The organism is Methylobacterium sp. JK268 (assembly GCF_054052225.1).
This window is the reverse complement of the sequence record NZ_JBSVZN010000027.1, coordinates 57,040-79,639: the sequence shown is the minus strand read 5'-3', so window position 1 is coordinate 79,639 and position 22,600 is coordinate 57,040. Positions and strand designations below refer to the sequence as shown.

The 22,600-nt window shown below is 73.0% G+C and carries 18 protein-coding genes; 9 read left to right on the top strand and 9 right to left on the bottom strand.

The window, feature by feature from the left end; translation table 11 throughout:
• Positions 1 to 10 precede the first annotated feature (10 nt).
• Positions 11 to 2,179 carry a carbohydrate-binding domain-containing protein gene (locus ACW9J6_RS24695; protein ID WP_457119092.1) on the bottom strand — a complete coding sequence of 723 codons (2,169 nt, stop codon included), beginning with the start codon at positions 2,177 to 2,179 and terminating at the stop codon, positions 11 to 13.
• A gap of 516 nt (positions 2,180 to 2,695) precedes the next feature.
• Here ACW9J6_RS24695 and ACW9J6_RS24690 point away from each other — a divergent pair.
• The 3 genes from ACW9J6_RS24690 (at position 2,696) to ACW9J6_RS24680 (ending at position 5,162) form a co-directional block, all read left to right on the top strand.
• Entirely contained in the window at positions 2,696 to 2,911 is a 216-nt protein-coding gene (locus ACW9J6_RS24690) for a hypothetical protein (protein ID WP_457119091.1), read from the top strand.
• A gap of 233 nt (positions 2,912 to 3,144) precedes the next feature.
• On the top strand, positions 3,145 to 4,119 hold the full coding sequence (locus ACW9J6_RS24685; RefSeq protein WP_457119090.1) for an MvdC/MvdD family ATP grasp protein: 975 nt from the start codon (positions 3,145 to 3,147) through the stop codon (positions 4,117 to 4,119).
• A 23-nt stretch (positions 4,120 to 4,142) separates the two neighbouring features.
• Positions 4,143 to 5,162, top strand: coding sequence for a TIGR04500 family putative peptide maturation system protein (locus tag ACW9J6_RS24680; protein ID WP_457119089.1), 1,020 nt, complete (start codon positions 4,143 to 4,145; stop codon positions 5,160 to 5,162).
• A gap of 26 nt (positions 5,163 to 5,188) precedes the next feature.
• Here the strand turns inward: ACW9J6_RS24680 and ACW9J6_RS24675 are convergent, their stop codons facing one another.
• From ACW9J6_RS24675 to ACW9J6_RS24655, 5 genes are read right to left on the bottom strand one after another with little or no spacing between them, the layout of a single operon-like run.
• Positions 5,189 to 6,025 (bottom strand): hypothetical protein, encoded by an 837-nt coding sequence (locus ACW9J6_RS24675; RefSeq protein WP_457119088.1) that lies wholly within the window; start codon positions 6,023 to 6,025, stop codon positions 5,189 to 5,191.
• Positions 6,026 to 6,068: 43 nt separating this feature from the next.
• On the bottom strand, positions 6,069 to 7,595 hold the full coding sequence (locus ACW9J6_RS24670) for a lipopolysaccharide biosynthesis protein (RefSeq protein ID WP_457119087.1): 1,527 nt from the start codon (positions 7,593 to 7,595) through the stop codon (positions 6,069 to 6,071).
• A gap of 4 nt (positions 7,596 to 7,599) precedes the next feature.
• Positions 7,600 to 8,703: a glycosyltransferase family 4 protein gene (locus ACW9J6_RS24665; protein ID WP_457119086.1), complete on the bottom strand. Its 1,104-nt coding sequence runs from the start codon at positions 8,701 to 8,703 to the stop codon at positions 7,600 to 7,602.
• Positions 8,704 to 8,741: 38 nt separating this feature from the next.
• The gene (locus ACW9J6_RS24660) at positions 8,742 to 10,010 is read right to left on the bottom strand and encodes a glycosyltransferase (protein ID WP_457119085.1); all 1,269 of its coding nucleotides are present in this window, start codon (positions 10,008 to 10,010) and stop codon (positions 8,742 to 8,744) included.
• Positions 10,011 to 10,023: 13 nt separating this feature from the next.
• Positions 10,024 to 10,755, bottom strand: a complete 732-nt coding sequence (locus ACW9J6_RS24655) for an HAD family hydrolase (RefSeq protein ID WP_457119084.1) — start codon at positions 10,753 to 10,755, stop codon at positions 10,024 to 10,026.
• 388 nt (positions 10,756 to 11,143) lie between these two features.
• Between ACW9J6_RS24655 and ACW9J6_RS24650 the strand changes: the two genes are divergently transcribed.
• The 6 genes from ACW9J6_RS24650 (at position 11,144) to ACW9J6_RS24625 (ending at position 18,991) form a co-directional block, all read left to right on the top strand.
• Complete coding sequence (locus tag ACW9J6_RS24650; RefSeq protein ID WP_457119083.1) at positions 11,144 to 12,280, top strand: glycosyltransferase; 1,137 nt, start codon at positions 11,144 to 11,146, stop codon at positions 12,278 to 12,280.
• Between the two features lie 47 nt (positions 12,281 to 12,327).
• Entirely contained in the window at positions 12,328 to 13,245 is a 918-nt protein-coding gene (locus ACW9J6_RS24645; RefSeq protein ID WP_457119082.1) for an FkbM family methyltransferase, read from the top strand.
• A 13-nt stretch (positions 13,246 to 13,258) separates the two neighbouring features.
• The gene (locus ACW9J6_RS24640) at positions 13,259 to 14,707 is read left to right on the top strand and encodes a hypothetical protein (RefSeq protein WP_457119081.1); all 1,449 of its coding nucleotides are present in this window, start codon (positions 13,259 to 13,261) and stop codon (positions 14,705 to 14,707) included.
• 16 nt (positions 14,708 to 14,723) lie between these two features.
• Positions 14,724 to 15,968, top strand: a complete 1,245-nt coding sequence (locus tag ACW9J6_RS24635) for a glycoside hydrolase family 16 protein (RefSeq protein ID WP_457119080.1) — start codon at positions 14,724 to 14,726, stop codon at positions 15,966 to 15,968.
• A gap of 645 nt (positions 15,969 to 16,613) precedes the next feature.
• Positions 16,614 to 17,414, top strand: coding sequence for a class I SAM-dependent methyltransferase (locus ACW9J6_RS24630; protein WP_457119079.1), 801 nt, complete (start codon positions 16,614 to 16,616; stop codon positions 17,412 to 17,414).
• A 1,070-nt stretch (positions 17,415 to 18,484) separates the two neighbouring features.
• Positions 18,485 to 18,991, top strand: a complete 507-nt coding sequence (locus tag ACW9J6_RS24625; protein WP_457119078.1) for a sigma-70 family RNA polymerase sigma factor — start codon at positions 18,485 to 18,487, stop codon at positions 18,989 to 18,991.
• Positions 18,992 to 19,002: 11 nt separating this feature from the next.
• Here ACW9J6_RS24625 and ACW9J6_RS24620 read toward each other — a convergent pair whose 3' ends face one another.
• The 3 genes from ACW9J6_RS24620 to ACW9J6_RS24610 are packed head-to-tail and all read right to left on the bottom strand — an operon-like array spanning position 19,003 to position 22,597.
• Complete coding sequence (locus tag ACW9J6_RS24620; protein ID WP_457119077.1) at positions 19,003 to 20,187, bottom strand: aminotransferase class I/II-fold pyridoxal phosphate-dependent enzyme; 1,185 nt, start codon at positions 20,185 to 20,187, stop codon at positions 19,003 to 19,005.
• Complete coding sequence (locus ACW9J6_RS24615) at positions 20,184 to 21,581, bottom strand: MATE family efflux transporter (protein WP_457119076.1); 1,398 nt, start codon at positions 21,579 to 21,581, stop codon at positions 20,184 to 20,186. The genes ACW9J6_RS24620 and ACW9J6_RS24615 overlap by 4 nt, the downstream gene beginning before the upstream one ends.
• Positions 21,578 to 22,597, bottom strand: coding sequence for a GNAT family N-acetyltransferase (locus tag ACW9J6_RS24610; protein ID WP_457119075.1), 1,020 nt, complete (start codon positions 22,595 to 22,597; stop codon positions 21,578 to 21,580). The genes ACW9J6_RS24615 and ACW9J6_RS24610 overlap by 4 nt, the downstream gene beginning before the upstream one ends.
• Positions 22,598 to 22,600: the final 3 nt, after the last annotated feature.

Here is a 22,600-nt window from a genome sequence, read left to right as displayed (position 1 = left end):
CGAACCTACGTCACGGGGCGTACTTCTCCAAGACGGCCATCTGAGGCTTGTCGGTGACGTGCCCGGTCCCGAGTCCGGTCGGCTCGATCGAGAACATGTAGTCGCCCCACCAGGGCCCGCCCGCCCAGTAGGTCGCGCCCTGCCAGACCGCGTGCTGGTCCATGTAGGAGAGCATGCCGTCGAGGGCCTGGAGGCTGGTGGCGTCCTGCGCCACCCCGGTCTCGCCGAGGAAGAGGCGGTTGTGGGTCGCCTCCGCCCACTGGGTGATGCCGGTCAGGCGGTCGACGCCGACCGTCGAGGAGACCACTCCCGCGTGGGTGCCGGAACTGTCCGCGTCGAGGTACTGGTGCACCTCGAAGGCGTAGTTGTTCGAGGGATCGACCACGCCGGTGCCCATCACCGCGGCGTTGTCGCTGCTCAGCCAGCTCTGCGCGCCGTCCCAGTAGGCGCCCGGGACCAGGATCTCCTGGCTCGTCGCCCCGGCGCCGCGGATCGCCGCGATCGCGGCGTTCGCCGAGCCGAGCCACTGCGTGGCGCTCTGCGCGTTCGGCTCGTTCATCAGCCCGAAGATGACGTTCTGGCTGCCGGCGAAGTGGCCCGCCAGCTTGCCCCAGAAATCCGCGAAGGCCGAATTCGGCGTGCCGGCGCTGCCGATGGCGTTCCCGTAGCCCGAGCCGTAATCGTGCGGATCGAGGATCACGCTCAAGCCCCGGCTCGCGGCCGCGGACACGACCGCGTCGATCTGGGCGAGTTCGCTCGTCGCGAGCGGGCCGCCCTCCACGGGCTGCAGACGCTCCCACAGGAAGGGCAGGCGGATGACGTTGAGGTTCTTCGACGCGTAGTAGTCGAGTTCCTGGGTGGTCGGGTAGGTGTAGTCCGTGCCGAGGATCCCGGGCAGCTTGCCGGCGGCGAAGTCGGCCCCGGCGAGGTTGACGCCGAGGAGGGCGAGGCCCGGACCCGTCGGGTCCGCCACCGCGACCTGGCCCGGCCCTCCCGTGACCGGACCGCCCGACACCGGGTCGGCTACCGCCGGCGCCGCCGGCGCGGCGGCTGCGCCGGCCGCCGCGGTGAGGTCGAAGGTCAGGCTGCCGTTCGACATCATGGCGGCGACGCCGCCGCTGGTGGTCCCGGCGCCGTTGCGGCCCTGTGCGGCCTGGAGGGTCGTTCCGCCGATCGTGAGGCTCTGGACGTAGAGATTGCGATCGGTGTCGGCGGTGCCGCCCCAGGCGTCGTTGACGAAGCGGACCTCGACACTCTGCGGGTTCGCCGCGAAGGCGCCCGTCAGCGTGATGTCCTGCCACTGGCCGGCGGCGTGCCGGGCGGTGACCGCCTGGGAGTCGACGCGCTGCCCATCGACATAGACCTCCATGACCGCGTCGCCCTGGTAGGCGTCCTCGGCCACGCGGAGCGTCAGGCTGCGCGGGGCCGGCGCGGTGGTGTCGAAGGTCAGGCTGCCGTTCGACAGCATCGCCGCCGCGCCGCCGACCGTCCCGCCGGCCGTGTTGGTCGCCGCCGCGGCCTGGAAGGTCCGGTCGCCGAGGACGAGGCTCTGGACGTAGAGGTTGCGGTCGGTATCGGCGGTGCCGCCCCAGGCGTCGTTGACGAAGCGGACCTCGACGGAGTGTGGGTCCGCCGCGAAGGCGCCGGTGACGGTGATGTCCTGCCACTGGCCGGCCGCATGGCGCGCGGTGACGGATTGCCGGTCGCCGATCCGCTGCCCGTCGACCCAGACCTCCAGCATCGCGTCGCCCTGGTAGGCGTCCTCGGCCACGCGCAAGGTCAGGCTGTGCGTCGCGGGCTGGACGGCGGTGTCGAAGACCAGGGAACCGGTCGACATCAGCGCCGCCGCGCCGCCGACCGTCCCGCCCGCGTGGTTGGTCGCCGCCGTGGCCTGGAAGGTCTGGTCACCGAGGACGAGGCTCTGGACGTAGAGGTTGCGGTCCGCGTCGGCGGTGCCGCCCCAGGCGTCGTTGATGAAGCGGACCTCCACGCTCTGCGGATCCGCCGCGAAGTCACCCGTGAAGGTGATGTCCTGCCACTGGCCGGCGGCGTGCCGGGCGGTGACCGCGCGGGCATCCCCGACTCGCTGTCCGTCCACGAACACCTCCACCAGCGCGTCGCCCTGATAGGCGTCCTCCGCCATCCGGAGCACGAGACTGTTGCTGCCGCCGACCGACATCGAGAACCTGCGAATGCTGCTAGTTCTCTCGTTTGTGCGTATAAAAAAGTGAACGAAAGACTAACGTTGGACTGCCTCTAGCGCACTTCCGCGGTCAACGATGCGTCCAGCATCAATCAAGGTAGCGATTCGATACTCGGTCTAGCAACATTTCTGCGTTCGAAATTGCCATAAAACGCTGCGATTCGGAAGAACGCGGAGCTTAATCCGTTCGACCTGTCCCGAATCGGCGCCCTGGTGGGCCTCCCCGAAGGGCTTCGTCGAATCGGGTCGCAGGGTGGAGCGGGTCCGCCCCGACCGCCGGGCCTGCGCGGTGCCGGTTTCGGCCGCGAGGCCGGCGGACACCGGGGGTGCGTAAGTGCACCGCAAGTCCGGTCCCGGGAATCTACACCATCACATCAAGAGCTGGCGCCCGAAACGACTTCGGAAGATCGGGAGATTGGTCGCCGCGGGCTCTCGAAAACATGCCCATTCGGGCAGGAAATCCAGTTAATTCACATCGATGGAGATCGAGCGATGACCACCACCAGCAAGACCGTTCAGACCCGCGCCTCCGGCCTGTTCAACAAGATCGCGATCCGCGACCTCGCCGCGCGGACCGAGGCGTCCGACGAGAAGGGGCGCACCCGCGTCGAGGCCGGCGCGCTGGCCGACGACGACCTGCTCTTCGTGGCCGGGGGCCGGATGTCGGCCCGCGCCACCTGCAGCGGCGGCTGCTGCGACGATTGCTGAGCCGGCCGGGAGCATCCTTCCGTGGGCCTGACGGGGGGGAGCGATCCGGTCCCGTCGGGCCCCTTCGTTCACCATCACCACGACGTCTGCTGGCCTGCCGAACGATTGCATGTGAGGGGCCGGAGTGGCACTTTGCGAAGACTGGGCAGCACGCCCCGGTTCGGCCGGCCCGCGGGACGACATCTTCTCGGGGCGGGGTTTCGACTGTTCGCGCGTCGAGAGGCAGGCCGCCGATGCTGCTCATCCTCAGTCGCCCCGATGACGCGCACGTGCCCATGGTCGTCCCGAAGCTCGAGGCCCGCGGCATCCCCTACCTCTGGTTCGATCCGGCCCGCTATCCCGGCGAGGCCGAGATCAGCATCGCCCTCGACGGCGGCGGCGTGGTGCGCCGCGTGCTGCACGTGGACGGCCGCGCGCACGACCTCTCGGCGGTCACCGGCGTCTGGAACCGCCGCCCCGGCGAGCCGAGGGCCGGCCCGGCGGTCACCGATCCCACCCACCGCGCCTTCGTCGAGAGCGTCGGCGAGCGCTTCCTCGCCGGGCTCTGGGACACCCTCGACTGCCGCTGGCTGCCGGCGACGCCGGCCGTGGACCGGCGGGCCCGCAACAAGATCCTGCAGCTCGCCCTCGCGGCGCGCCTCGGCTTCCGGCTGCCCGACACGCTCGTGACCAACCACCCGGAGGATGTCCTGTCCTTCATCGGGACGCACGGGGACGGGCTCGTCAGCAAGTCGCTCGCGCCCTTCGAACTCAGCCTCGACGGCGAGGACCACGTCGTCAGCTACACCCGGCCGGTCTCGCGCCGCGACGCCTTCGCGGTCCGCTCGGTGCGCCACGCGCCGGTGATCTTCCAGGGCTACGTGCGCAAGCGCGTGGAGCTCCGGGTCACCCTGGTCGGAACCCATGTCTTCGCCGTCGAGATCGGCTCCCAGGCCCACCGCGCCACGCGGCACGACTGGCGCCACGTCAGCGACGAGACCGTCCGGTACAGCCCGCACGCCCTGCCGGAGCCGGTGGCGGAGCGCTGCCTGCGCCTGATGCGGGAGCTCGGGCTGAGCTACGGCGCCGTCGACCTGATTCTGACCCCGGAGGGCGAGTACGTGTTCCTGGAGATCAACCCCAACGGGCAGTGGGGCTGGATCGAGGATCTGACCGGCCTGCCGATCGCCGAGGCGGTCATCGACCATCTCACGGGCGCGTCCGGCTGAGGCGCGGGACCAGGAGGGCTGGCATGCGGGACGATTTCGAGGGCCTCACCCTGCGCGAGGCGGCGCGACTCCTGCGCGACCTTCCGCCGGGCCGGGCGGGGGTGCCGGAGGCCCGCGCGCGGATCGCGGCCTGGGGCGCGGCGCGGCCGGACCTGCGCCCGCAGCTCATGGTGCATCGCGAGCCGGGCTCGGCGCGGATCGAGTACGACCTGATGCTCGACGACCCGGAGGGCGGGACGCTCGGCCTGTGCTGGCGGGCGGATGACGGGGTGCCCTGGCTGGTGGCGCAGGCGCAGCACTGGGCGGCGAACGCCGTGCTCACCGTCGACGGCGAGAGCGTGACCGTGCAGGAGGCCCTGCGGCAGCTGCGCGTCTCGGCGCAGGCCCATCCCGACCTCGTCTCGGACCTGATCGACCAGAAGATCCTGTTCGCCGCCCTGCGCCAGGACGGGCCGGAGGTCGGCGCCGCGGAGCTGCAGGAGGCGGCCGACCGCTTCCGGGCGGCGCGCGGCCTCCACGCCGCCGCCGACATGCTGCGCTGGCTGGAGGAGAGCGGGCTGAACGCCGAGCAGTTCGAGGCGCTGCTCACGCTGACCGTGGAGGTGCGCCGGTTCAAGGACGCCCTGGCCGAGCCGCAGATCGCCCCGCGTTTCGAGGCGGAGCGGGGGCGCTGGGACCGGGTCCGGCTGATCGAGGTCGAGGGCCTGGACGCCCCGGCGGCCGCGGCGCTCCTGGCGCAGGCGCGCGAGGTCGGGCTGGCGGCGGCGGCCTGCGCCGTCGCGGAGGGGGCGGACCTGCCCCGGTTCGGGGGCGCTCTCGCGACGCGCTTCGCGCATCGCCTGCCCGAGGCCGTGCGGGAGGCGCCGCCCGGGGCGATCCTGGGGCCGTTCGGGTCCGGGGGGAATCTCCGCCTCGTCGAGGTGCTCGGCCGCGCCCCGGCCGCACTCGACGAGGAGACCCGCGGCGCCCTGCGCGAGGAGATCGTGGCCGCCTGGCTCGCCGAGCGGCGCGCGGCCGCGCAGGTCGAGTGGCATTGGACCTAAAAGCTGGGTGCGGGCGATGACAGGCTCTAGGCCGACCGCCACGCCCAGGCCCAGGCGCGGGAGGGCCGCAGGGGCATCTGCCAATCCGCCCGCTCGCCCACGAAGTCGCAGTAGCGCGGATGCGCGAAGCGGTGGTGCACGAAGGTCTTGGCGTGCCAGTGGTCGGGGATCGGGCGCTTGGCCGAAAGCCCGTGGATCGGCGCGATCTTCATGTCCGGATGCGCCGCGTTGAACTCCCGGATCGCCAGCAGCTCGCCGATGAACTCGCAGTGCAATTCGCTGTCGTCGCCCACGATGTCGTCGAAGTAGAAGATCGCCCGCGGCAGGAACCGCTCGTGGCCACGGTCGCACAGGGCCAGCGCCTTGATGGTCGAGGAATAGTAGTCCATGTCGAACGAGACGAACCCGATCGGGGCGGGGTCGTTGCCGACGAACTGCTCGATGGTGGCGGCGACGTCGCCGATGAGGAGCTGCGCGCGGCGCAGGCGGGCGCGCAGGGCCTCGACGTCCATGCGGAACTGACCGCTGCGCCAGAGGAAGGGCGCGTCCCGATAGTCCAGGGCGGGCGGCATTCCGGTGCCGGTGTCGAAGCCGTAGACGTCGATGCGCACGCCCGTTCCCGCGCCGATGATCGCCGCCGCGGTCTCGAGGGCGACGAGGCCGTTCCCGCCCGCCACCCCGAACTCGATCGCGCTGATCGCCTCGTGGCCGAGCGCCCGGGCCTGCCGGGCCGCGAGGTAGAGCCCGTAGGCGAATTGCGGGCGGTCGATGGCGTCGTAGCGGACCTGGAGGTCGAGGAACGGGGTCAGCCGCAGGAGCCGCCGGCGCAGGGCGCGAAACAGGCGGATCGGATCGTGGAGCATCGGTGGGCCTTCTCGTTGGATCGCGGGACGGATGCCCGACCGGTCAGGCCCGCCGGGGGGAGAGCAGACCGATCAGGTTGCAGAGCGGCCCCCGCGCGCGTCCGGGGAGCCGGCTCGCGAGGGCGCTGAGCCGCGCCGTGTCGTCGGGCGGGAGCGCGTGCAGGAGGCGAACGGCGAGGGCGTAGGCCAGGATCCCGGCCGCGATCGCCGCCGGGAGGGCGGCGGGCACCGGCGCGGCCCGGATCACGGCGCCGGCGGCGGCGGCCGACAGGAGGGCGGCCAGCAGAAGGCGGCCGAGCGCGCGCAGCGGCAGCGGGTAGCCGAAGCGCCGGGTGATGAACCACGCGCCGATCCCCACCATCACCCCGTGGATCGCCATTCGGGCGAGCGCCGCGCCCATCATGCCGAAGCGCGGCACGATGAGGAATCCGGCCGCGACCGTGAGCGCCGCGCCCACGAGGCCGCTCGCGAAGATGAAGTCGCTGCGCTCGTGGGCGTAGATCATCTGCGAGCCCACGGCGCCGGTCGCCCCGGCCACGGCGCCGACCACCAGGATGGCGGCCACCGGGACGGCGGCCGCGTAGGCCGCGCCGTAGACGAGGGGGAGGAGCACCGGCAGGATCGCCGCGAGGCCGAGGCAGGCGGGGAACAGCAGGAACGCGAGGAGGCGCGTGGCGGTCGCGTAGGCGCTGGCGATCCGGTCCCGGCGCTGCTGCCCGTAATTCTCCGCGAAATAGGGCAGGAGCCCGCCCGTCAGCAGGACCGGCCCCTGCGCGGCGAGGTTCGAGAAGGTGAACCCGATCGTGAACAGCGCCACGGCCTCCGAGCCGCAATAGCGCTGCAGGAAGAAGATCTCCAGGCGCGACCAGACGATCGCGGCCGTGAGGGCGGCGCCCCAGGAGTACAGGGCGTAGCGGATCACGCGGGTCCGCAGCACCCGGTCGAGCCGCGCGGCCCCCGGGCGCAGCGCGCCCGCGCAGGCGGCGAGCGGCAGCAGGCTGGCCGCCCCGTAGCCCGCGATGGCGCCGTCCGCTCCCGCGAACCACGCCCCGAGGGCGACCGCCGCGAGCTGCAGCGGCAGGCCCGCGGCCGTGCAGGCGGCCGCCCAGTCGAAGCGCTGCAGGCCCTTGAGGCGGCCGATCCCGAAGCTGGCGAGGAATTGCAGGAGGAAGACTGCGGCGATGGCGGACCAGGTTCCGCCCCACCCCGCGCTCGCGGTCCCGCCCGCCGGTGCGCCCGACGGGTCGCCGCTGCCGAGCAGGACGAACAGGCCCGTCCCGGCCGCCGCGAGCCCCAGGGTCGGCCGCAGGAGCCACGCCGCCAGCGCGTCGGCCTCCGTTCCCTCGCCGCGGGCGGTGAGGTCCGGCAGGAAGCGGCACAGGGATTGGTGGATGCCGAGGTCCCAGAAGGTCACCGCCAGGGTCAGGATCCAGAGCGCGTAGGCCACGGTCCCGGTGCCGTCCGGGCCGAGCAGGCGCGCGACGACGACCATGCCGAGGAAGCTGCCGAGCGCCGTGGCGAGACCCGCGAGGGTGCCGAACACGGAGTTGCGGGCGAAGCGTCCGGCCATCGGCTCAGCCGCCGACCGGGATCGGGGCCGACGGGCGGGGGCGCCGTGCCCGCGCGGCCCGCTCGTAGACCTGCACGGTCTCGGCGGCGGCCCGCCGGACGTCGAGCCACGAGAGTCCCTCCCGCGCGGCCTGCCGCCAGCGGGCGAGCGCGGCGGGATCGGAGATCAGCCCGTCGAGGGTATCGGCCAGGGTCACCGGATCCCGCGGCGGCACCAGGAGCCCGGCCCGCCCCGATTCCAGCACCTCCGGGATGCCGCCGACCCGCGTCCCGACCACCGCGCAGCCCGCCTCCCTCGCCTCGGCCAGGACGAGGCCGAAGGGCTCGTCGCGCGACGCCAGGACGAAGATGTCGGCGGCGCCGAGATACGGCCGCGGGTCGGCGACGAAGCCGGTGAAGCGGATCCGGTCGGCGCCCCGGCTCGCCCGCGCCTGCGCCTCGAAGCGCGACCGCTCGGGCCCGTCCCCGACGATCGTCAAGGTGAGGGTGGCGTGCCGGTCGGCGAGCCGGTCGAAGGCCGCGATCAGGTCGCCGATGCCCTTGCGGTCGTAGAGGCCCGCCACCGTGAGGAGCGCGGGGCGGCCGAGATCGGCCCGGGGCCCGGTCCGGGGCGGCCGGCGCGGCGAGCCGACGGCGCCGTTGCGCACCACGTCGATCCGTTCCCGGGCGATACCGCGCCGCGCCATGCGGGCCGCCACCGCGTCGCTCACCGCGATCACCCTGTCGCCGAGCCCCATCACCACCGCGCTGCGCTGCCAGTCGTTGTGGATCGTGGTCACGAGCCCCCAGGGGGCGCCGCCCCGCACCGCCCGGGCCAGCACCGCCCCGGTCATCATGTGGGCGTGGACCACGTCGGGCCGGAAGCGCCGCGCGAGCGACCACAGGCCCGCGACGGCCCGCGGCAACCCGAGCGGCCGGCGCCAGTTCTGGGGCAGATGCACCGTCTCGACGCCGTGCGCGCAGAGGAGGGGGGCGAAGCTGCCCCCGCCGCCGCTCGCGAGCGCGACCGTGTGGCCCGCCGCGGCCTGGCAGCAGGCGAGGTCCACCGCCACGTTCATGATGCCGTTCCCGACATCGTCGCAGTGGTTGGCGAGGTGGAGGATCCTCATCGCTCAAGGCCTCACGGTCCGCGGAAGGGCGGTGACGCTCAGGGAACCGACCCGAGCGGCAGCAGGGGGGAGGCGGGGTCGGGGGCGGGCGCGGCGCGGGCGGAGCCGGCCTCGCGCAGGACCGCACGGCCCGCGTGGCCGAGTTCGAGGAGCGCCAGCGCCGGCGCCGCGAACCGGGGATGACGCTGGCGCAGGGCGCCCTCGCGCCAAAGGCTCGCCCGGATCGGCGCCGCGCCGGTGCCGAAGGCCGGCACCGTCTCGGCGCGGCCGAAATCGCGCGAGCGGTCCGCCACCGCGAGGGCCGCGACCTCCCGCGGGCCCGGCCGGGTCACCGCCCGGCGCAGGCGGCGCCACGCCGCCTCGGCCTCGGGGCCGACGCGCGCCAGATCGCCGGGTCCGAGCGTGTCGAGATGCGCGAGCGCGCCGGAGAACAGGCCCGGGCGCGTCGGCGGCACCGCGTCCCGCCACCCCTCGCGCTCCAGGTTGGCGCGCGGGAGCGGCCCGTCCGTGAAGACGCGCACGCTCGGCAGGTCCGGCTCCAGCATCGCCTCGATCAGGTGCCAGAACCGCAGCACACCGGTCCGCGCGTTCCAGGGGGCGTAGCCGTCCCGCTCCACGCAGAGCCCGACGGTCGCGGCGAAATGCGGGGCCGGATAGCCCTTGTAGTTGCAGCGCGCGAAGTGCACCGCGACCCATCGGTGCGCCGGGACGCCGTCGCGCAGGAGCCGCAGGGTGCTGCCGTAGAGCCCCGTGTCGCACAGGACCGCGGTCGACCGCTCGCCGGTCGCCGCCGCGAGGTGCCGGCGGAAGGCCTGGTCCTGCACCTGCACCGCCTCGCGCAGGCGCGCGGCCTCCGGCTCCCCGACGAGCCGGGCGAACGCCTCCCGGTCGAACGGCGCGTCCCAGGCCGGGCCGAGGCCCAGATCGCCGACCTGGGCCAGCGCAGCGGCGACCTCGCGCATCGGCCGGCCGGCGAATTCCCGGCCAACTTCATCGAGGAGCGAGGCCGTCGGAACCGGCATCACGGTCCGGGCCGCCACGAGGCGCGAGACCATCAGGTCGGCGGCCGGCAGCAGGGCGGGCAGGCCGGTGCGGGCGAGCACCCGGGCGTAGACGAGGTGAAGGCGCAGGCCGCCGCGGGCGCAGAACAGCAGGCACGCCTCCTCCCGGCGCGGCATCACCCGCTGGAAGAGCCACAGCCGCACCGCGAACTCGGCCAGGATGGGCCCGAGCACGCGACGCCCGAAGGCGTGGGCCGCCGCGCCGTCCTCCCCGCCCTGCGCGGCGCGCGCTATGGGATCTGTCATCGCTGCGCGCACCTCAATGCAGGGGGACGGGGCGGCGCATCCGCGCCCAGAGCGTTCCGGTCCGCCGTCCGAACCGCACGAAGCCCGACCGGACGACCCGCTTCGTGCGCAGGCCCGCCGCCCTGGCCTGGGCTTCGTCCGCCACCGCATCGTCGCCGATGTGGAGGATCTGGTCGGGCCCGACGCCCTCCGTCGCCAGCACGTGCCGGAACAGGCCGGCCCGGCGCTTGGTCGCGTCGCAATCGGCGCTGGTGTAGATCGCCGCCACTGGATTCCCGGGGGCGACCCGGTCGAGCAGGTACGCGATGGTCTGCGCGTCGTGCCACGTGTCGCTCACGGCGATGATCCGAACCCCCGCGGCCGCCTGGCCGCGGAGCCAGGCGATGAGCTGGTGGTTGGGGCGCAGGTGCGAGGCCTCCACGGCGATCTCCGCGTCGGCGATGATCGCCGCCCCGGCCGGACCCAGGCCCAGGATCGACGCCATGGCGTCCGCGAGGTCGCCGAACCGCACCTCGCCGCCGGGATGCAGGGCGTCGAGCGCCCGGTAGGCGAAGTGGTGGGCGGCGAGCCGGGCGAGCAGCACGGCCTCGACGTCGACGGCGATCCCGCTCTGCGCGGCGATCCGCCCGACCGCCTCGTGCGCGACCGCCGCGAAGCGGTCGGTCTCGCAGGAGAGATCGCGCAGCAGCAGCGTGTCGAACACGTCGCAGGACACGATGGTCGGCCACTCTCCGGCTTCTGGCATCCGCGTCCTCCCGTCCGTGCCGCGGTCGTCCGACCGTCGCCGAAGCACTTGCGGCTGGGAAGTGAGGCAATGCCGAACGTTGTCGGGAAAAATCCGACAAGACCGAAGGCGAAACCATGTAGATCGGTCCGAGAGGACTGCCCTAGTCTCATGAGCGGCACGGAACCGGCCGCTTCCGACCGGGGCTGAGGCCGTCTTCTCTTGCGCCGGCCGGCTCGCAGACCCTCCCGATCCGGGTGGCGTCGGGAGGCAGGGACCGGCCGATCTGCGCGGGAGCCGCGACCGTCCGGCGCGAGGCCCGCCCGGCCCGTGCCGAGCGCGGGCCGGCGAGGAACGAGACGGCGCCCCGGACCTCCTCCGGGGGCCGCGGCGCGAGGAAGGGACGGGGATGCGGGTCGCGATCGTGCATTACTGGCTGGTCGGCATGCGCGGCGGCGAGAAAGTCGTCGAAGCTCTCTGCCGACTCTTCCCGCAGGCCGACCTGTTCACCCACGTCTACCGGCCCGAGGCGGTGAGCCCGGTGATCCGGCGCCACCGGGTCACGCAGACCTTCATCGGGTCGCTGCCCCGCGCCGCCACGCTCTACAAGCGCTACCTGCCGCTGATGCCGCTGGCCCTTGAGCAGCTCGACCTGCGCGGCTACGACCTCATCCTCAGCAGCGAGTCCGGGCCCGCCAAGGGCGTGATCCCGCCGCCCGGCTCCGTCCACGTCTGCTACTGCCACTCGCCGATGCGCTACGTCTGGAACATGTTCCACGACTATCGCCGGGACGCGGGCCGCCTCACCCGCTGGGCGATGCTTCCAGCGGCGCATTACGTGCGCAACTGGGACGCGCTGTCGGCCCAGCGCGTGGATCACTTCGTGGCGAATTCCGCCACCGTCGCGGCCCGGATCGCCCGCTACTACCGGCGCGAGGCGACCGTGATCCCGCCGCCGGTCGCCGTCGAGGATTTCACGGTCGGGACCGGGCCGGGCGACTTCGACCTCCTGGCCGGCGAACTCGTGCCCTACAAGCGTCCGGACCTGGCGGTCGAAGCCTATAACCGCCTCGGGCGGCGCCTCGTCGTGGTCGGCGGCGGGGAGATGCTCGACCGGCTCCGGCGCCTCGCCGGACCGACCGTCACCGTCCTGGGGCCGCAGCCCTTCCCGGAGTTGCGGCGGCTCTACGCCGAGTGCCGCGCCCTGGTTTTTCCCGGCGAGGAGGATTTCGGGATCGTTCCCGTGGAGGCGATGGCGAGCGGCCGCCCGGTCCTGGCCTTCGGGCGCGGGGGCGCCACCGAGACCGTGGTCGAGGGGAAGACCGGCCTGTTCTTCCACGAGCAGAGCGTGGACGCCCTGATCGACGCGGAGGCGCGGCTGTCGCGGATGCCCTTCGACCCCGCGGCGATCCGGCGCCACGCGGAGCGGTTCTCGGAGCGGATCTTCGCGGAGCGCATGGGCGCCTACCTGGATTCCGTGCTCTCCGCCTCCGCCCCGAGCCTGCCGCACCCGTCGCCGCGCGTCCTCGCGCCCGCCGCCGAGTGAGGCGCGCCGCCGCCCCCCTCTCCCGTCCCCGACCCAGGAGGCAATCCGTGTGGTTCGAGTCCCTCGTCGACACCGTCGACGTCCTGTCCCGGGTGGTCATGCGGGTGAGCGGCTGGATCCGGCCGGACCGGATCGGCCGGACGGCCTTCGGGGCGCGCATGCATTGCGACATCCGCGACTTCATCCAGCGCCGGGTCTACTTCTTCGGCATCTACGAGCCGAACCTGACGCATTACCTCGGGCAGCGGCTGCGGCCGGGCGAGAGCGTCGTCGATGTCGGCGCGAATGTCGGCTACGTGACCCTGCTCGCTGCCCACCTGGTGGGGCCGGAGGGGCGGGTGACCTCGGTGGAGGCCTCGCCGGTGACCTACCGCGAGCTCGTCCGGAACCTGACCCTCAACGGCTGCACCACCGTGACCCCGATCAACGCGGCCGCCACGGGCGAATCCTGCCTCGTCGAGATCGTCGAGACCAGCCGGCGCAACATCGGGGCGAACACGATCCGGCCGGCGGGCGGCGGCGGGCGCACGGCCGTGCCCGGCCGGCCCCTCTCGGCGCTCCTCGGCGAGGCCGCGGCCGACGTGGCCCTGATCAAGATCGACGTCGAGGGTTCCGAGGGGCCGATCCTGGGCGACATCCTGGAGAACCTCGCCGCCTTCCCCCGGCTCCACACGCTCGTCGTCGAGATGGCGCCCGAGTCGCGGGACTACGTGGCGCGGTTCCGCGCCGCCGGCTTCACCGCCGCCGCGCTGCCGAACAACTACCGGATCGGCGCCACCCTGGTGCGGCGCTACCTCGCGCGCACCGGCGAGGACGCGTTCGTGGTCAAGCGGCCGGTCGAGGCCCCCGGCGACGGGATCGTCGACTACGTGTTCGAGCGGAACCCGCCCGCCGCCCCGCTCCGGCCGGAGGCCGAGGCCCGTCCGGGCGCCCCGCGGCTGCACGCCGTGCCGCGGTCGGCGTGAGCCCGGCCCGCGCATGACCTTCGAGTGGATCGGCCTCGCCACGGTCCTGGCCGGGTTCCTCTGCCTCGCCGGCGGCCGGCGCGTCGCGCTGACCCTGTTTCCCTTCGCCACGCTGCTCGGGGCGGCCGCCGCCTCGGTCCTCACTGCGCTCGGGTCGGCGAACCTCCAGCCGGCCCACCTCCTCCTCGGCTTCCTGATCCTGATCGCCCTCCGCAGGCCCTTTCCGCGCCGGGCCATCGCCGCGCTCGCCTGGCCGCTTCCCGGCTTCTGGCTCCTCATCACGGCCCTGTACGGCGCGCTGGCGGCGGCCTTCGTCCCGCGGCTCATGGAGGGCGCCACCTACGTGTTCACGGTGGCGCGCACCGATACGGGGCCCGGCCTGATCCTCACGCCGCTCGCCCCGGTGAGCGGAAACCTGACGCAGACGGCCTATTTCATCGGCGACCTCGTGTGCTTCTGCGTCATCGTCGCCTTCACGTCGGACCGCGAGGGCAAGACCTGGCTGACCCGGGCGCTCCTGATCTGCGGCGTCGCCGACATCGCGTTCGGGGCGCTCGACTACGTCACCTTCATGACCGGGACCGCGGAGTGGCTCTCGTTCATGCGCAACGCGACCTACCGCATGCTCGACACGGCCGAGGTGATCGGCATCAAGCGGCTCGTCGGATCCTTCCCGGAGGCCTCCGCCTACGCGGCAGCGACGCTGTTCCTCTTCGCCTTCTCGGCCAATCTCTGGCTCAACGGCTACCCGTCGCGCCTCGCGGGGCCGCTCGCCCTCTGCCTCCTCGCCGCACTCCTGCTGTCGACCTCCACCACCGCCTACGCGAGCGTGGCGATCTACGGCGTGATCCTCGGCGTCGCGAGCCTCGCCCAGATGGTCACCGGGCGCATGCCGCGCGCGCGGTTCCGGTTCCTGGTCGTCGGCCCCCTGCTCCTGGTGAGCGGGCTCGCGGCGATCGGCCTGAGCGACACGGCCTCCGCGACCGTGTGGGACCTCCTCGACCAGCTCGTCCTGAGGAAGGGCTCGACGAGTTCGGCGGCCGAGCGCGGGAGCTGGAACACCCAGGCGTTCAAGAACTTCCTCGACACCAACGCGCTCGGGGCGGGCATCGGCAGCACCCGGGCCTCCAGCATCGCCATGGTGGCGCTGTCGAATCTGGGGGCGCTGGGCACCGCGACCTACGCGCTCTTCTTCCTCGGCTGCGTCGCGGCGCCCTTCTCGGAGGCCGACCCGGACCTGCGGGCGGTGCGCCGCGCGGCCGGCTCGGCCTGCCTGGCGACCTCGGTCGCGGCGTGCTTTGCCGCCACGTCGATCGATCTCGGCCTGATGTTCTTCGTGGGCGCCGCCCTCGCGGCCGCGCCGACGCTTCCCGCCCGGCGCCGGGCCTCGCCCGCGCGGGGGGGCGGGCGGGGGGTCGGGATGGAGCGGGGAGCGCCAGCCGCTCCCCTCACCGGCGCCTGACGCCGTGGAGGTCCCCATGCTCGCGCGGCGCACCCTGCTGCGGCTCCTCGGAACCGCGGGCCTCGCCGGCGCCCCGGCCCTGCGCCCGGTCGCCGCCGCGGGGCTGGGGGAGGGCGGGCCGCCGTCCGGCCCCGCGCTCCAGCTCCTCAGCCCCGGCCCGACCGGCGTCGCGACCTACAACCAGCTCCTCGGCCCGCAGCCCTTCACCGCGCGCATCGCCGACGAGGCCATGCGGGTGAGGGCGGAGCGCGTGCGCTTCACCGGGATCGCCCCGGGCATGCGCAACGTCGCGATCGTCATCGCGGGCGCCTGGACCATGGCCGTGCCGGATGCGGAGGGGCGCTTCGCCGCGATGGTCGACCTGACCGGCGCGGCCCGCGGCCCCCTCGTCGTCGACGTCTACGCCTGGGACGCGCCACCGGACGTCCACACCTTCAAGGTGGCGCTCAACCTGCGGGTCCATCTCTTCGTGCAGGACGGGAGGGACGCCTCGCCGCCCGTGGAGCGCCCGCCGGGCCACCCGGCCCATGGGCGCAGCCTGATCTGGGCCGAGCCCTTCACGGCGCTCTCCCGCGAGCGGTGGTTCCTCGGGCCCAAGCCGGACGGGCAGGAATTCGGGGCCGCCCTCTTCGCGCCCGAGCCGGTCGGCGACGTCTACGGGGTGTTCGACGGGTTCCTGCGGCTGCGGGCCCGGCACTGCCCCGACCTTCAGGATCCCCGCGGCTGGGGACGGACCTGGGTCAGCGGGCAGCTCTCCTCGGCCTTTCCCGACGGCCTGGCCAGCGGCGCCTTCCGGACCGGCCATTTCGAGGCCAGGATGATGCTGCCGGCCGGGCCCGGGGCGTGGTCGTCCTTCTGGCTCCTCGATCAGGCCAGCATCCGCGCCGGCGAGGAGGCCGGGGCCGTCGAGATCGACGTCTTCGAGGGCTACGGCCATGCGACGACCTCCTACGTGGCAACGACGCACGACTGGCCGCCGCCCGCCGCCAAGGGCACCGGCTACCGCCGGCAGCAGCGCAACGTCACCGGCCTGCCGGATGCGGCGCTCGGCTTCCACGATTACGGGGTGACGGTCACGCAGGACGAGATCGTCTTCACCTTCGACGGGACCGAGACCATGCGGACGGGGCTCTTCCGCCGCGAGCGCGTCTCGCCCTTCTTCATGCTCCTGACGCTCGCCATGAGCCACGACTGGCCGATCGTGGTGCCGCCGTCCGGCTATTACGACCTCTGGGTCGATCACGTGCGCGTCTACAGCTGACCCCGCACGCGGCGCCGGACCCCGAGAGGGTCGCGGCTTCGCGCGACGACGCCCCCCTTTCTCCGGCTCTCTTTCGGCCGACGCGGTTCTCGTCCGGACCAGGGAGGTGGATGGGCGCCGCGCGCCGCCCGACCGTCGGGAGGGCCGACCTCTCCGCCGATCCGCCGCGAAGCGGGTCCGGTCGCCCACAAGGGTGTGGATAAGCGCGCAGGTCGCCACAGCGCGGCTGGTTCATGAATCGAATTGCAGCGGCGGCGCCTGCACGTTGAGAGAGCGTGGAAGGCACGAACTGTTCTGACTGTATTGTTTGACCCTCGCGCATTGATCCATGGCCGAAGCCAGCCGGAAAGACTTTGGATCCGGGCTCGGATGCCATGATCGCCAGGCGGCAGTCGATCGCGTCGTCATCCAATTCGGGCTGATGTCCCGGCCCGGCGGTCCGTCGACGTCGCGCGGTGCCTCGTCGGGGTACGGAATGCACCGGATCCCGCCCGCGGAGCGGCGTCCGGGACGCCGCCGCCGCCGCGAAGTCTCGGATATTCCTGACTTGTTGCGCTCCGAGACACGCCGTCTCCTGCACGCAGACTTGCGGACGGGCGGTCCGGCGCCCGGATCCCGTCCGCCGACCAGACAGGGGAGACCGCCATGGTTCTCAGCGCCAGTCTCGCCGAGAGGGTCGGGGACGGGCCCGCCCGCGCCGCGACCCTCGCGGAGCTCGTCGGGAGCGACAGGCTGCCCCGCCGCACGGAGGCCGCCTGGACGCGCCTCAAGCCGACCCTGGAAGGGCTGATCCGCGCCCTTCCGGCCCACCGCGTGCTGGAGATCGGCGGCGGGCGCCACCCGTTCTTCTCGCGCGCCGAGACCGAGCGGCTCGGATTCGCGCTCACCGTCAACGACATCGACCCGGCCGAACTCCGCTACGCCCCGCCCGGCATGGATGTCAGGGTCTTCGACGTGGCGCGTCCCCTCGACGCCGCCCTCCTCGGCGAGACCTACGACCTCGTCTATTCCCGCATGGTCTTCGAGCACGTGAAGGACGCCGAGACGGCGTGGCGGAACGTCCACGCGCTGCTGCGGCCGGGGGGCGTGGGCTTCGCCTTCGTGCCGACCCTGTACTCCCCCCCGTTCCTCCTCAACCGGTTGCTGCCCGACGGGCTGACCGGCCGCGCCCTGCGCCTGCTCGACCGCTCGCGCAACCCCGACGAGATTCCGAAATTCCCCGCCTACTACGCGTGGTGCCGTGCCAGCCAGGCCGTGCTCGCGCCGCGGTTGCGCCGCCTCGGCTTCGGCGAGGTCGAGGTCGTGCCGTTCTACGGAACGCCCTACTTCCCCGCCGTGCCGGGCCTCAAGCGGCTCTCGGCCGCCTTCGACGCGCTCGCAGTGCGCCGCGATTGGCGCAGCGTCGCCAGCTACGCCTACATCACGGCCCGCAAGGCCGAGGCGTGAGAGACCGGCCCCCCGTGGCGCCATCCTGCGATCCAGGGATGGCCGTCGCGCTCGCCTGTGGCCCGGAGGATCTTGCGGATTCACACTTCGGGCCGTGAGCATGCCCTCTCCCCGCACGCGGCTACCGTGTGCACACATCTCTGTAGCCGGCTGATCAGCAGAACGCTTCTGGAAGATACAACACTCCTCATGCTGAGGTGCGACCGAAGGGAGCCTCGAAGCACCCCTGACGGTGGATCCAAGAGAAGCGAGACTTGGATAGGCCGTTCCGGGGTGCTTCGAGGCTCCCTTCGGTCGCACCTCAGCATGAGGAGACGGATTTACTGCCATTGTTTGGAGCTGATGCAGTGGTTTGACAACGTCCCGCTGGAGGATAGGTGCTGATCACCAGCCTCATCGACGGTGAGCAAGTCTCGCGCTGTCATGCCAACCACTGCCCAGCTGACGCCAAGGACCGGTCACAGCGCTGTCCGGAGGTCCGCCGGCGGAATTGACCATCGTCTTGATATGGTGCGGTTTTTCGATCGCTGTGTGCACACGGTAGCCGCACGCGGGGAGAGGAGAAACCCGCGCTTCATCCGGCGAAGTGTGAATGTTTTGGCCCGGAGGCCCGAGAAGGGCGACGGATGACGATCGTGCCGGCCGCGCACGGGACGCGGCCGTGCGGGCTTCGCCCGGGATGATCCGCTGAGTTGAAGATCCGATCCGCGGCGGGCCCCCGCGGAGAACCATGGCCGAGAACGGGCCGATGGCGCCCGTCGGCGCGCGACCGCCATCCGGCCAAGCGGACCCTTCAGCGCCTCCGGCGGACAGCCAGGCCCGCTCCGGCGCGGGGCGATGCGATCGATTCCGGCCCGGCGGGCCACGATGGAAATATTGTAAATCTAATCAAATCGGTTGCCTCGCGATCAAATCTAGAATTATCCCAATAATTATGAGAGTATTATACAGTTGACTTCCTGAAATTCATTCGCGAATAACGCGACGCCTACGGCCTGAGAGCGGTGCCGACGGTCTCTATGGCCGCGACAGCTCGTCTGGAAATCTCTTTTGAAGATGGAATTGTGCCAATGAGTGGGGCGCATTTGCTTCAGGCGCTGATCACCGAGCGCGAGTCACTGGTTAGGCTGGCGCAACGCATCGTCGGCTCGCGTCACGACGCGGAGGACGTGCTGCAGGACGTGGCGATCAAGACCGTCCGCGTCGAGAGCCATCCTCTCGTCGAGAATGCGCGGCTCTACCTCCGGCGGATGGTGCTGAACCAGGCGACCGACCACGCGCGGCGGGCGCGCCGCGAGCGCGCGGCCGCCGGGTCGGACCTGCAGGCCGAGGCCGTCGCCGAGGCCGGGATCTGCCCGCACGCGCGCCTGGAGGGGCGCGAGTCGCTTCGCGCCGTCGCCCGCAGCCTGCGGGCCATGCCCGCGCGCACGCGCCACGTGTTCCTGGCCCATCGCCTCGGCGACGAGCCGCAGAAGGCGATCGCCCTGCGCCTGCGGGTGTCGCCCACCCTCGTCAACGTCATCGTCCGGGACGCGACTGCCCTGTGCCGCGAGGCGGCCGGGCGGTCCGCGGCCTGACGGCGGGCGGCTCAGCGCCGCCCGCGCGCGAGCGCCTGCTCGACGTCGCGGCCGATCACGTCCGGATGTTCGAGCCCCACCGCGAAGCGGACGGCGCGCGGGCTGACCCCGAAATGGAGGAGCCCGTTGGCCGCGGGCGGCATCTGGAGCGGCGCCAGCGCCGGCATCACCAGGGATTCGGGGCCGCCCCAGGACACGCCGATCCGCACGTGCGCCAGGGCATCCACGAAGCCGGCCACGTCGATCGCCTCGCCGACCTCGAAGGTGAACAGGCCCGCATAGCCCGCGAGGGTCGCCCGCCCCGGATGGGGGTCGAAGGCGGGGTGGCGCACCCGCGCGATGTCGGGATGGGCCCGCAGCCGCTCGGCGAGGGCGAGGCCGTTGGCCATGTGCCGCTCCATGCGCAGGGCCAGCGTGCGCATCCCGCGCAGGAGCAGCCACGCTTCGAGCGGCGCCAGCTTGGCCCCGAGATACGGATAGGCGCCCTCGTTGATCCGCCCGATATGCGCGGCGGAGCCGGCGACGAGGCCGCCGAGGGTGTCGCTGTGCCCGCCGAGATACTTCGAGGCGGCGTGGATCACGAGGTCGACGCCGTGCGCGAGCGGCTTCTGGAAGAGCGGCGTCGCCCAGGAATTGTCCATGACGGTGATGACGCCGTGCCGCCGCGCCTCGGCCGCGATCGCCGGGAGGTCCTGCAGCTCGAAGGTCAGCGAGGTCGGGCTCTCCAGGTAGAGGAGCCGCGCGCCCGGGAGGGCGGCCGCGACCGCGGCGGTGTCGGTGCCGTTCACGTAATCGACCGCGACGCCGAACTTGCGCAGGAGCTTCTCGCAGATCCGGAAGACATCGTTGTAGAGGTGGCGCACCGCGACGACGCGGTCGCCCTGCGCCAGGAAGGCGAGCATCGTCGCGGCGATCGCCCCCGTGCCGCTGGAGAAGGCGCGGGCGGCCTCCGCTCCTTCGAGGTCGGCGAGCAGCCGCTCGAGTTCGGCCACCGTGGGGTTGTCGCCGCGCGAGTAGATGTACTGCTTCGAGCGGCCGGCGAAGACCGCTTCGAGGTCGGCGTAGCGGTCGAAGGTGAAGAGCGACGTCTGGAAGATCGCCGGAGAGGCCGCGTTGAGGGGGCCCGCGCCGGGCTCCGCGAGGCGCGTGGCGGCGTCGAGGCGGGCGAGATCGGCGGATGAGACGTGCTGGGTCATGGCGCCGTGCGCTCCGGGTTCGGCATCGGGGAATGGAGGGGACGGGGGGCGCGGTCGCGCCGGGCGGCCCAAAGGGGCAGGGCGAGGGCGAGCGCGACGACGGTCGCGAGGCCGCCGCTGACCCACAGGCTCGCCAGGACGCCCGCGAAGCCCAGGCGCGGCGGGAGCAGGATCAGCGCGCCGATGAGCAGGTAGCCGTTCTGGGCGAGGGCGAGCAGCGCGACCGGCCCGAGCCGCCCGACGACTTCGAGGAGCGCGAGGACCACCGCCCGCAGGCCGGCGAACGGGAAGGCGAGATGCGCCGCGAGCAGGGCCTGGGCGGCGAGGTCGTGCGTCGCCGGATCGGCGATGAAGAGGCCGGCGATCGGCCGGGCCGCGGCGGCGACGAGGCCGGCATAGGCGACGCAGAACCCGGTCGTCACGGCGGCCGTGAGGCGGCAGGCCGCGGCGACGCGCTCCCGGTTCCCGGCCCCCCAGGCGAAGCTCATGACCGGCTGCGCCCCGAGGGTGAAGCCGAGGACCGGCAGCGTTCCGAGCGTCAGGACCCGCAGGGCCACCCCGACCGCCGCGATGCCGGCCTCGCCGCCCTGCGTGCCGGCGGCGCGGTACAGGATGGCGAAGGCGATCCCCGTCAGCATGCTGGCGGCCGTGGTCGGCAGGCCGACGGTCAGGACGGGGGCGAGGACGGCGCGCCGCCACCGCACGCGCCGCGGCGCGACCGGGACGTCCCCGCAGCGGCGGGCGAACCAGACGAGGTAGACCCCGACCACCGCGGCCTCGGAGAGCACCGTCGCCAGCGCGGCGCCATCGGTCCCGAGCCCGCACCCGAAGATCAGCACGGGGTCGAGGACGGCGTTCAGCGCGAAGCCGCCCACCAGCGTCCCCATGCTGAACCGCGTCCTCCCCTGGCCGATCGCGATGAAGTCGAAGACGATCTGCAGCAGGGCGAGCGGCGCCCCGAGGGCGATGATCGCGAGGTAGCGCCCGGCGAGCGGCAGGGTGTCCGCAGGGGCGCCGAACAGGACCAGCAGGGGCTCGCGCGCGAGCGCCGTGCCCGCGCCGAGGACGAGGCCGCCGAGCAGCGCGAGCGCGACGACCGTGGAGGCGGTGGCCCCGGCCCGCGCGGGGGCGCCCGCGCCGAGATCGCGCCCGATCGCCGTGGCGGCCCCCGCGCCGAGGCCTTCCCCGAAAGCCGCGAGCAGCGCCACGATCGGGAGCGCGACGAGGATCGCCGCCAGGGCCTCGACCCCGATCATGCCGACGAAGACCGCATTGGCCGCGTGATGCGCGGCGTTGGCGGAGAGGCCGATCACGGTCGGCAGGGCGAGGCGGACGACGAGGCGGCGCAGGTCCGGCGCGCCGAGATCCGCCGCGCCCGAGGATGCGGCGGTCACGGGGCGGCCTCCGGCGCCCAGAGGCGCTCCCCGAAGAAGCGCTCCCGCAGGAGCATCACCAGCAGCGCGCGCTTGTGGGGAAAGTCGAAATGCTTGACCCCGCTGAACCCCGCGCGGTGCAGGTTGCGGATCTGCTGGGCGTGCGTCGCCCGCGGCTCGCCGACGATCCGCTGCGTGCGCGGATCGTCCAGGAAGACGTAGTGCATGAGCGAGGGGAGCCAGGCGGTGATGAAGGACCGGCCGCGGAACGCCTCCTCGCCGATCAGCACGTGCCAGCCGCGGTCGTGATCCTCGGCGGCGTAGTGCGGCCCGAGGCGGCTCTCGGCCGCCCAATAGAGTTCGAAATAGCCGAAGGGCACGCCGTCGAGGGCCCCGATCAGCGGCAGCAGGTGCGGATCGGCCGTGCGGGTCTCCAGCGAGCGGCGGTGGGTGTCCCGGTCGCCCGCCTCCTCCCAGACCGCGTCGACCCGCGGGTCGTTCATCCAGCGGTGGAACAGCGGCAGGTCGCGGTCGATGTCGAGGACGCGGAAGCTCAGCTCCCGCGCGAGCCAGGGGATGCGCCGCCTGTACACGGTCCCGGCGGGCTTCGGCGGCCGCACGGGATGGCGCCGCCCCGCCGTGATCGTGTGCAGCGCCGGGTAGGGCGGACGGGGGGCGGCGAGCCACGGGCTCGACCGCTGCCAGGTCAGTTCCGGCCGGACCGCGAGGGCGTCGCCCTCGGGCACGGCGATCCCCTCGGCGAGGAGATGCGCGCGGCTCGCCGGATCCCCGCAGGCGAGGGCGATCGGGACGGCCTCGCGCCCGCCCGCCGTGAGCGCCTCCGCCACCGCCGCCACCGCCCGGCCCGTCCGCTCCGGGTCGCGTTCGGGCGCGACGAGGCGATAGCCGAAGTCGCCCCGCGTCACCTCGACGTGAAGCGGCCCCCCGGGCAGGCCCTCGACGCGCGCCGCGCGTTCCAGGATCTCGACGATCGGCAGCGGCTCGCCGCCGTCAGGTCTGTCAGTCGCAGCAGTCACGTT